This window comes from Kocuria sp. ZOR0020 (assembly GCF_000800955.1).
GTDB classification, from domain to species: domain Bacteria; phylum Actinomycetota; class Actinomycetes; order Actinomycetales; family Micrococcaceae; genus Kocuria; species Kocuria subflava.
Genome location: NZ_JROX01000148.1, coordinates 1 through 1271, shown reverse-complemented (window position 1 = coordinate 1271; position 1271 = coordinate 1). Strand labels below are relative to the sequence as shown.

General features: G+C 68.1%; 1 protein-coding gene. It reads right to left on the bottom strand.

Annotation, left to right across the window (positions count from 1 at the left end; translation table 11 throughout):
- Positions 1–24: 24 nt before the first annotated feature.
- Entirely contained in the window at positions 25–1248 is a 1224-nt protein-coding gene (locus tag L979_RS09155) for an IS110 family transposase (RefSeq protein ID WP_047691913.1), read from the bottom strand.
- Positions 1249–1271 lie beyond the last annotated feature (23 nt).

The following is a 1271-nucleotide window of genomic DNA, read 5'->3' as shown; positions in this document are numbered from 1 at the left end:
AGGGGGGTGCCTCTATGGTTTTCGTCAAGCCGCCAGAGCGACTGACGATGGCGCCGAAGGCGTGGTCGGGTCTTCGTACAGAGTGCCATCCCGCAGCATCGCGTAGAGCACATCAGTGCGCCGCCGCGCCAGGGCGATCAGTGCCTGGTTATGGCGCTTGCCCTGGGCCCTCTTGCGGTCGTAATACGCCCTCGAGGGGCCGTGGTGCAGCGAGGCGAAGGCCGAGAGGAACAGCGCGCGCTTCAGGCGCTTGTTGCCTCCGCGGGGTGCGTGTTCACCACGGATCGAGGACCCGGATCGTCGGGTGACGGGAGCGATGCCGGCGTAGGAGGCCAGGTGCCCGGCATCGGCGAAGTCCTTGCCCACGACCTCGGTGAGAATCCGTGCAGCGGTCCTGACCCCTACCCCGGGCATCGAGATCAGGACCGGATGAAGAGGGTGGGCCTCCACCACAGCCTCCACCTGGATGGCCAGCCTTGCCCGCTGCTGGATCAGCCCTGCCAGCTGCTCGGCCAGAATCGGCACCACCGTGGCCGCAGCCTCAGTACCTGCCACGACCACGGTCTGCTGGGCCAGAGCTTCGAAGATCTCCTCCGTCAAGGAGCTGGCCAGTCGGGGCGCGTGCTTGCGCAGCCGGGCACGCACATGCCCGGGCCCAGCGGTCTTGAGCTTGCCCGGAGTCGGGTACCGGCCCAGCAGATCCGCTACCGCCGGGTGCGTGATCCTCGGCCCCAGCACTCGCTCCAGGGCGGGGTGGATCTGGGTGAGCAGCCCGCGCAGCCGGTTGGAGGAAGCGGTGATCTGGGTAGTGAGGTCGTCGTCAGCACCGGCGAGCATGGCCAGCTCGGCGATCTGCTCATCATCGACACGGATGGCTCGCAGGGTGTGGGGCATGGTCCGTGCGGCTTCGGCGATGATCGCGGCATCACGGGCATCAGTCTTGGCCGAGCCGGGGTGCAGGTCCGCGATCCGGCGCATGGCCAGCCCCGGCAAGTACGCCACCACAACATCGTCACAGGACTGCGCCACGGCCACGGGCAGTGCCCCGATCGTGGCCGGCTGATCCACGACCAGCAGCACGGGCCCGTGGGCAGTGACGAGGTCGTCGAGGATGCCTCGCAGGCGAGTCTCGTCGTTGGGCAGGGCCTTGTCGTAGACCGTCTCGCCGTTGCTGGTGAGTGCTACGGCGTGGTGGTCGGTTTTGCCGACGTCGAGGCCGATGTACACGGCCGGGGTTGGGGTGGTCATGGCGTTCCTCCTGGGCAGCTAGG